Annotated in this window: 9 protein-coding genes and 1 riboswitch; of the genes, 3 read left to right on the top strand and 6 right to left on the bottom strand. The window is 62.9% G+C overall.

The window, feature by feature from the left end; genetic code table 11:
• Nucleotides 1-86: 86 nt before the first annotated feature.
• Nucleotides 87-584 carry an integrase core domain-containing protein gene (locus A5785_RS22160; RefSeq protein ID WP_064870645.1) on the top strand — a complete coding sequence of 166 codons (498 nt, stop codon included), beginning with the start codon at nucleotides 87-89 and terminating at the stop codon, nucleotides 582-584.
• A 186-nt stretch (nucleotides 585-770) separates the two neighbouring features.
• Here the strand turns inward: A5785_RS22160 and A5785_RS22155 are convergent, their stop codons facing one another.
• The 5 genes from A5785_RS22155 to A5785_RS22135 all read right to left on the bottom strand — a co-directional run bounded on the left by A5785_RS22155 (nucleotide 771) and on the right by A5785_RS22135 (nucleotide 4,955).
• Nucleotides 771-986: a hypothetical protein gene (locus A5785_RS22155; protein ID WP_064870646.1), complete on the bottom strand. Its 216-nt coding sequence runs from the start codon at nucleotides 984-986 to the stop codon at nucleotides 771-773.
• On the bottom strand, nucleotides 964-2,094 hold the full coding sequence (locus tag A5785_RS22150) for an LLM class flavin-dependent oxidoreductase (RefSeq protein WP_064870647.1): 1,131 nt from the start codon (nucleotides 2,092-2,094) through the stop codon (nucleotides 964-966). The genes A5785_RS22155 and A5785_RS22150 overlap by 23 nt, the downstream gene beginning before the upstream one ends.
• Nucleotides 2,095-2,108: 14 nt before the next feature.
• Nucleotides 2,109-3,047, bottom strand: coding sequence for a transporter substrate-binding domain-containing protein (locus A5785_RS22145; protein ID WP_064870648.1), 939 nt, complete (start codon nucleotides 3,045-3,047; stop codon nucleotides 2,109-2,111).
• A gap of 88 nt (nucleotides 3,048-3,135) precedes the next feature.
• Nucleotides 3,136-3,876 carry an amino acid ABC transporter ATP-binding protein gene (locus tag A5785_RS22140; protein WP_064870655.1) on the bottom strand — a complete coding sequence of 247 codons (741 nt, stop codon included), beginning with the start codon at nucleotides 3,874-3,876 and terminating at the stop codon, nucleotides 3,136-3,138.
• Between the two features lie 80 nt (nucleotides 3,877-3,956).
• Nucleotides 3,957-4,955, bottom strand: coding sequence for an amino acid ABC transporter permease (locus A5785_RS22135; RefSeq protein WP_064870649.1), 999 nt, complete (start codon nucleotides 4,953-4,955; stop codon nucleotides 3,957-3,959).
• 22 nt (nucleotides 4,956-4,977) lie between these two features.
• Nucleotides 4,978-5,095: riboswitch (SAM riboswitch) on the bottom strand.
• 160 nt (nucleotides 5,096-5,255) lie between these two features.
• On the opposite strand from A5785_RS22135, the gene A5785_RS22130 reads away from it, so the two are divergent.
• The gene (locus A5785_RS22130) at nucleotides 5,256-5,717 is read left to right on the top strand and encodes a hypothetical protein (RefSeq protein ID WP_064870650.1); all 462 of its coding nucleotides are present in this window, start codon (nucleotides 5,256-5,258) and stop codon (nucleotides 5,715-5,717) included.
• Between the two features lie 19 nt (nucleotides 5,718-5,736).
• On the opposite strand, the gene A5785_RS22125 is transcribed toward A5785_RS22130, so the two are convergent.
• Complete coding sequence (locus A5785_RS22125) at nucleotides 5,737-7,698, bottom strand: gamma-glutamyltransferase family protein (protein ID WP_064870651.1); 1,962 nt, start codon at nucleotides 7,696-7,698, stop codon at nucleotides 5,737-5,739.
• A gap of 349 nt (nucleotides 7,699-8,047) precedes the next feature.
• Between A5785_RS22125 and A5785_RS22120 the strand changes: the two genes are divergently transcribed.
• Nucleotides 8,048-8,686, top strand: a complete 639-nt coding sequence (locus A5785_RS22120; RefSeq protein ID WP_231895504.1) for a hypothetical protein — start codon at nucleotides 8,048-8,050, stop codon at nucleotides 8,684-8,686.
• The last annotated feature ends 32 nt before the right edge of the window (nucleotides 8,687-8,718 follow it).

The raw sequence follows: 8,718 nt of genomic DNA, 5'->3' as shown, positions 1-8,718 counted from the left end.
TTGTCGTCTAACGCCATGCTCATAGATCTTCCTCTCACTGATGAGCACTGGACTTACACAGACCATCTGACACCCCCGCGGTCGCAATGTTCACCGAGGCTTTCACCCGCCACGGACCTCCCCTCATGCTGCACGCCGACAACGGTACGGTGATGCGCTCCAACGACCTCCTCGATGCCCTCGAGGACGCGGGAGTGGTTGCGTCGTTTTCGCGGCCCCGGGTCAGCGATGACAACCCGTTTTCCGAGTCGTTGTTCAAGACCGTCAAATACGATGTGACCTGTCCGCCGTCCTTCGACGACATCGACCACGCCGCTGATTGGACCGACCGGTTCCTGCACGCCTACGCCCATGAACACAGGCACAGCGGAATCGGCTGCTACACACCGGCATCGGTGTATGACGGCAGCTTCGTCGAGATCAGAAACCAACGCCAAACACGCCTCGACACCCTCTACGCACAACACCCCGAACGCTACCGGCATCGACACCCCCAGGCCCCGAACATCCCCGCGATCGTCGGCATCAACCACAAATCCACCACCAAGAAGATCTCAGTAACCCACCTGTCTCAGACAGGTTGACAAATACCGTGTTCCGCGCGGAAAGGTCAGCAAGTCGCGGAAAGAACCCTTCCCCTACTTTCCGCAGGCGGGCAGGCAGCACCGGCGGCGGGCAGTGTCCGACCTCCGACCAGCCCGCCGCCCGCCCAAACCCCCGCCCGATCACTCCTGGCCCATGCCGCGCTGTGACAGGTCGTTCGCGTCGGCTCAGCCGATGACGTCGCCGCGGCCGATGGCGACGGCCAACAGTTCGGGGAAGGCGTCGGGTGTGCAGGCGAACGCGGGAACTCCCATGCCGCTCGGGACGGCGGCGATGTCGCGGCCGAAACACAGTGTCGGGGTGGCGAGCTTGTGCCCGGCCTTGACCGACGCGGCGTCGGGCGCAAGCGCCAGCACCTGATCAGCGGTCCACCGGTCCCCCATGCGTTTCAGCCAACCACACGGCACCGACATCGGTGGGCGAGGCAGTGATGGCCTCGCGCGGAGATCCCCAGCCCCACGGCGGGTCGGGAATTGCTCGACGAAGCGTCGGCGCGATCTCGGCCTGGAACAGTTCGAGGCTGCGCCGATGATCGCCGCGGTCGAGTCCGTTGGCGTCGGCGTGCAGATGCAGCACCGTGTGGCCGAACTGCTCGTGGTAGCGATGCACCTTGTCGATGATCTGTTGCGGACTGCCGATCAGCGCGGACGATCGCTCGATGAAGTCGTCGAGCGTCGCGAAGACAGGTGTCACTCCGAGTCTCGCCTGCGCTGCGAGGTAGCCCTCGAAGACCGGACGGTACTTGTCCTTCGCGTCCTGCGACCGTTCCGCCGCGAAGAAGCCCGCGGTGCCCGCTCCGACGGCGATCTGCGCGGGGTCGTGGCCGTAGGCATCCCAACGTTCCCGGTAGAAGCGGATGAGCTCTGCGTAGGGTTCGATCGTATTGGTGACGTTCGCGGAGAACAACGGATCGCCGTATCGCGCTGCGAGGTCGACGGATTCGCGGCTCGTCGCGCTGCCGTGCCAGATGCGGATCGGACGTTGCAGCGGCAGCGGCCATACCTCGGCGTCGTTCAGTGGTGGCCTGAACTGTGTGGGATAGGTGATCTTGTTGTTGCGCCACAGAGTTCGGAAGACCTCGAATGATTCTGCGTTGCGCGCCCACTGATCGTCGGGCGTGACGTTGAAGAGTTCACGTTGCGCCGAACCGTTTCCCTTGCCGATGATCAGTTCGAGCCTGCCACCCGACAGGTGGTCCAGCGTGGCGTAATCCTCGTATGCGCGAACAGGATCGAGCAGCGACAGGGTCGTCACGGCTGTGAACAGTCGGATACGGGAGGTCAGCGCAGCGATGTGACTGAGCACCACCGTCGGCGACGACGAGATGAATGGACGCTCGTGACGCTCACCAACACCGAAGCCGTCGAATCCCAGTTCCTCGGCGAGCAACGCGCTGTCGACGACCTCGCGGAAGCGGTCCGCCGTACTCAGCTGGATACCCGACGTCGGATCGGGCGTGTGGGTGATCAGTGTGATCGTGATGAACCGCATGGCTTTTCAGTCGATCAGAAGGTGCTCGGCGGATTGACCGTCGACTTCTCGACGCCCGTATCCGGGACGCCCCACTTGGCGAAGATCTTGGCGTAGTCGCCGGTCTCGATCAGCTTGTTCACGGCATCGGAGATCGGCTTGGCCAGGCCCGCGTTCTTGGCGGTGACGAATCCGACTGGTGTGGAACTGATCTGGCCGAGGAACTTGGTGCCCTCGACGTGCTTCTCGTCGTACTTCAGGCTCAGTACCGGACCGAAGAACAGTTCGACCTTGCCGTTGGCCAGACCCAGGAAGATGGGCGCCGTGTCGTTAAAATACTGGACGGTCCAGGGCTTCTTGCCGATCTTGGCGCAGTCGTCGACGTGCGAGCTCAGCAGTGTCTGAAAGGTCGATCCGGGAGTGGTCGCGATGGTGTAACCGCACACATCGGTGATGGTCGAGACCTTCTGCAGGTCAACGCGTTTCGAGCCGAGGAAGCCCTGTCCGTCGTTGAGGTAGGTCGAGAAGTCGAGGACTTTCTCACGTTCGGCTGTGACTCCGAAGTTCGCCTGTCCTACTTGGTATTTCCCGTTCTGGACGCCGGGGATGATCGAGGCGAATGTTCCGTACTCGACGTTCCAGTTGACACCGAGGACCTTGCCGATCGCGTCACGCAAATCGAGATCGAGTCCGACGTTCTTGTCGTCGACCACACCACCGTGCGGCAGGTTCGACGTCCCGGGTGTCTGCGTGGTGCCGACGGTCAGGGTTCCTGCAGAGCGCACGCTCTCAGGCAGTTCGGCGCTGATTGCGTCGTCCTTTGCGATCTTGCTGGTGATGTCCTGTGTCGGAACGGCCGACGCCTCTGCAGAGTTCGCTGTGTCGTCCGACGACGAGCCACAGCCACTCAACACGATACTGCCGACCACTGCGCCGGACGCCAACATAGCGAGGATACGTGGGCGGTTCTTCATCGTTCTGGTCCCCTTGTCTGAATTCTTCTGTGTAGTAACTGGTTACGGCACGCAGAGGTGACCATCGTGCACATTCGCACGGGTACTCTCATAGCACCGCGGAGAGAAACGCTTTCGTGCGCTCGTGCTGCGGGTCGTCGAGAATCTCTGCGGGAACCCCGGATTCGACGATGCGCCCGCCGTCGAGGAAGATCGCCTGGTCGGCAACTTCACGTGCGAACCCGATCTCGTGCGTGACAATCACCATGGTCATGCCGCTGCGTGCGAGATCGCGGATCACGGCCAAAACCTCGCCGACGAGTTCAGGATCGAGCGCGCTTGTCGGTTCGTCGAACAGCATGAGGCGCGGCTTGAGCGCCAAGGCTCGGGCAATGGCGACACGTTGCTGCTGACCGCCGGAGAGCTGGCGTGGGTAGGCACTTTCGCGTCCAGCCATGCCGACACGTTCGAGCAGATCGCCGGCTCGTGCGACAGCTTCGCCGCGCGGGATACCCGCAGCCAACCGTCCTTCGATCACGTTCTGCTGCACGGTCATATGCCCGAAGAGGTTGAACTGCTGGAAGACCATCCCGATGGTGGCGCGCTGACGCGCGATCTCACGATGGGACAGTTCGTGCAGCTTTCCCGACGACGGCCGGTATCCGATGATCTCGCCGCCGACCTCGACGAACCCGCTGTCGGGCTTCTCGAGGTGATTGATACAGCGCAGTAGCGTCGACTTGCCGGAGCCCGACGGTCCGAGCAGCACGGTTACAGTGCCACGCGGGACGTCGACGTCGATGCCGTCGAGGACTTTGTGGAGTCCGAAACTCTTGCGCAGTCCTCGGATTCGGACGAGAGGTAGCGTCTCGTCGTAGGTGTGATTGTCATGCCCGGCCGTGGTGTACCCGCGGCGCGTGGTCGAAAAGCTCACGCGCCCACCGCACCTTCGTTACGACGATCAAACCTGCGAAGGTCGGTACGCACTCGCCCGAACAGCGGCAAGTTCTCACGGACCGTCGTCCAGAAGCCTTGTTGCGGTCGGCGATTGCCACGCGAGTAGTGACGTTCGACGAAGTACTGCCCTACCGAGAGCACACTGGTGACGATGATGTACCAGATGGTCGCGACCAACAGCAGAGGCAGGATCAGGTAGTTCTGCTGGTAGATCAGCTGTACGGAGTAGAGCAGGTCTTGGACGGCGATCACACTGACGATCGACGTCGCCTTGAGCAGACCGATGAGCAGATTGCCCGACGCCGGGACGATCGCCGGCATGGCCTGCGGCAGGATGATTCGACGGAAGATGCGATACCGACTGAGCCCCAACGCTTCTGCGGCCTCCGCCTGACCGCGGTCGACGGAGAGGATGCCCCCGCGCACGATCTCGGCAGCGAAGGCCGCGACGTCCAGGGTCAGTGCGACGAACGCTGCCAGCACGCCCGAGAACAGGTGCGCCGTATCGGCTTTGACGAACTCCGGACCGAACGGAATCCCTAGTGACAGTTGCGGATACAGCGAGGCCAGCTCGTACCAGAAGAGCAACTGGACAAGCGGCGGAATAGATCGGATCAACCAGACGTAGCCTGCGCTCAGCGTCGACAAGATGGGATTCGACGACAAGCGCATCACGGCGAGCAGAATCCCCAATGCGAAGCCGCACACCATGACTGACGCAGTCAGCCACAAAGTCAAGCCGAGGCCGCGCAGAACTGATGCGTGGAAGAAGTAGTCGCCGACCACATCCCACTGGAACCGCGGATTGGTGATCAGCGTGTGCACCAGCATTGCCGCAAGCACGAGAACCACGGCGCTACTCACCCACTGGCCGGGCTTGCGCGCCTTGACCAGCTTGGCCGAAAGCAGTTCTGCGTCACGCGGTTCGCTGGTCAGCGGACGCGACTGCGCAGCGGAAAGTTCAGCGGTCACAGGTATCGGTCTTCAATCCTCGATGTCGTTGTTACGGCAGCGGCGAGCGCCTGCTTCCGTCGGGTTGTCACCTGGAGCACCCCACCACGACGGAGGGTTGCCGGCCAGCAAGCCAGGGCTGGGCGCTGACACTCATAACCGACGCCAGGTTAGTGCCAGGTCGACGCCGCGCCGAGGGTATGAATCTGCGCGATTCTTAGGGTCGCGAAGTGGACGGTCGGATTGTTCGCGAAGGCGTCGCCCCTGTGCCCCGCGGTGGAACACATATCGTGGGCACAACGCCGACACGAGGAGAGCCTTATGACCGAGCTATTCGAGATCACCCGCTTGATCCAGGCCGAGCCGTCGGCGATCTTTGAGCTTCTGACCACGCCAGAAGGTCACGTCGCCATCGACAGCTCAGGCATGCTGCAAAGTGCGGAAGGGTCGACGGTCGGCGCGGTGGGCGATGAGTTTGTCGTCCACATGGATCGCGAATCGCTCAACGACCTTCCGATGGGTAAGTACGACGTGAGGGTGATCATCACGGGCTACGAGCAGAACCGGTGGGTCGAATGGACGATCATCGGCACCGTCCGACCGCCCCTCGATCACCGCTACGGATACCGACTCGAACCGACTGACGACGGCACGCTCGTCACGTCGTACTACGACTGGAGCCGCGTGACCCACGAGGACATCAAAGGCCGGTTCCCGATCATTCCCGAGGCCGGGCTACGCGCGACGCTCGGGATTCTGGCGCGGACGGTTGAGAATCAATAGCGTCCCGCCGACGTCGACCTCACTTCAACGACGCGTCGTCGCCCATCACGGCGCCCTCGCGGCGAGGATCGGCCCCGCCGAGCCAGCCGTTGCCTGAGCGCTGTAGTGCGCTGAGCCCGCTGGACTGATCGTCGACCGACACCTGTTCTCCGCGTTCGCGCAATCCCTTGACGAGCGGATCGTCGGCGCCGCCGTTCGCAGTGTTGACCAGCGGGTGCTCGCCGCCGACATTCGACGTCGGGGTGTTGGCCGTACCGAAGTCGATCATCGACACGGCCTGCTGCGGGTTCAGCTTCCAATCCAGCATTCCAACAAGCGTTTTCACGACGAACTGGATGATCACGGAGCCGCCGGGCGAGCCGAGAGCAGCGCTGAGGGTGTCCGGCGCACCGTTGGCTCCCGGCTGCATAACGAGGGTCGGGGCCATCGATGATCGCGGCCGCTTGCCCGGCGAAACCCGGTTGGCGAGAAGCGCTCCCGACTCGTCGCGTGGCTCAGCGGAGAAGTCGGTGAGCTGATTGTTGAGGATGAAGCCGTCGACCATATGGAAGCTGCCGAACGCCGATTCGACGGTCGTCGTCATCGACGCCACGTTGCCGTACTTGTCGGCGACGGTGATGTGGCTGGTTCCGTGTTCTGTGCCGGTGTACGAACCGAGCGGGACCTCACCGAGGTCTCCGGGCTGTGCCTTACCCAGCGACGTGTTCGGTTTGATCAGTGCCGCACGCTGTTTCAGGTAGGTCGGATCCAACATCGTCGCTACACCCTTGCCCGGCAACGGGATGAAGTCGGGATCGGCGATGTACTTGTCACGGTCGGCATAGGCGAGGCGTTCGGCCTCGTTGATCAGATGCACCGCTTCGGGATTCGGATGCCCGCCGTCGCGGTCGACGCCGGTCGGCCCCATCGACGGAATGTCGAAGTTGGAGAGGATGCCCATCGTCGCGGCGACAGTGATGCCACCCGACGACGGTCCTGGCATCGCCACGATGCGATGCCCGCGGTACTCGGTGGAGACCGGTTCGCGGCGCATTGCCTTGTAGTTCTTGAGGTCGTCGGCGGTAAGGAGACTCGGCGTCATACCGTTCGACGTCGAGCCAGCCTTCGCGACGATCGCATCGGCGACCGAGCCGGTGTATAGCGCTTGAGCGCCGTCGGTTGCCAACGCGCCCAACGTTTTCGCGTACGCGGGGTTGGCCAGTCGCGTTCCAGCAGTCTTCGGTGTGCCGTCCGGATTGAGGAAGTACGAGCGCGCGTCGTCGTCGGCCTTGAGGTCGCCAGCCGACTCGGAGATTGCGGTGGCGAGTCGCGGCGAAATGTCGAAGCCGTTGTCGGACAGGCTGACCGCGGGATCGAAGAGGTTCTTCCAGGCGGTGCGGCCATGTTCCTTGTGGATCTCTTCCAGCATGCGCACAGCGCCGGGCACACCGATGGAGCGGCCAGATGCGCGGGCGCTCGGGATGGGTGCACGTTGATCAATGGGGCTGATGTAGCGCAAGTAGTCCTCGGTGGCCGCCGCCGGGGCTGTCTCGCGGCCGTCGAAAGCGGTGACCTTGTGCTTGGCGGCGTCGTAGTAGAGAGCGAAAGACCCGCCACCGATGCCCGACGACTGCGGTTCGACCAGGCCGAGCACCATCTGCGCTGTGACGAGCGCGTCGGCCGCGGTACCGCCGTCCCGCAGCGTCTCGCAGGCCGCCTTGGTGGCGAGCGGATTGGCCGTCGCCGCGGCATAGGTGTTGGTCTGCACGGGCTGCATCCCGGTGCGATAGCCGGTGGCGGCCTCGGGTCGTGTCGAGATGTCCTGCGACGACTTTGGCGCCGCGCTGGAGTCGGTCTGCGTGCCCGTCGGAATCTCGCCGCAGGTGACGGACGGTTGGGCGGCGTCGTCATTTGTCGACGAGCAGGCCGTCAGGATCAGCGCAGGCGCGATGGCCAACGCTGCGGCGCGGAGGAGCGGGCGGGGGTGCGGTGGACGGCGCATACGGGTCAAGGGTAGAAGCATCCGGTCGCGACTGAAGGACTAACGAGTCCATTCGCGTGTACCGCCCGAGTCGATGCGACGTTTGGTTCGATGTCAGCGATCAATGCTGGATGCGCGGCACGATTGGAGTCGCCGTGCCAAGTGGACGAGCGATTGTCGACCTCAGCCAGCGGCAGCAAAGGCACAAGCTCGTAGGGCTCCGGCCTTTGTGTCGCGATCGACGCATGTCACACCGTTTTCTTCATTCCAGTAATTCGTCGGCCGGTCCCATCGATAGATTGATGACAGCACCGAAGCTGCAGGACTGGAGACCATCGTGGCCACTCGCCTAGACCAACTCGATAGCGTCGTGGACGGCATCATCGAACTCAACCCGACACCGCGTAAGGTCCGGTGGAGCAGCATCTCTCTGTGCATTCTCGACGCAGTGTGGAGCATCAGTGCAGACTACGACAAAGTCGTCGTACCATTGGTCCGCCGGTTCGCCGCCGCTGGAGACATAGATCCACCACTGATTCCCGCAACTTCCGTCCCCGCCTCGGATCCGGGCCCGGCGTCGCGCCTTGAGGCATGGAACGAGGCTGACTTGATCAGCCTGACCAACAAACAACGAACGTCAACGAGGGGCGGCGTGACGAAGGCCCGAGCGGCCATCGAGTACGCGCGAATCCTGAGCAGCCACGGAGTCGATACGCTCGCAGATGCCTCAGCGGTCCTTGATGATTCGAACCGACTGGCCCTGATTGAGGAAGAACTATCCAGAGTCAAGGGCGACGGCCAGAACGGTATCCGACGCGGGTACTTGTGGATGCTCGTCGGTGACGACAACAGGATCAAGCCCGACCGCATGATTCTGCGCTGGTTCGCGCGTCAGGGCATCGATGCCACGCCAGCTCTCGCGACCGCCTACATCAAATCAGCCGCGCCGGAGGTGACCAATAGACTAGTGTCGCGTTTCGTTAGTTGGTTTTCGGTTGAGCTTTCTTGAGAATCTCCTCGACCGGTTTCGTCCACACGAAG

The sequence above is a fragment of the Gordonia sp. 852002-50395_SCH5434458 genome, assembly GCF_001665905.1.
Classification (GTDB): Bacteria; Actinomycetota; Actinomycetes; order Mycobacteriales; family Mycobacteriaceae; genus Gordonia; species Gordonia jacobaea.
This window is presented reverse-complemented; position numbering and strand designations above follow the sequence as displayed.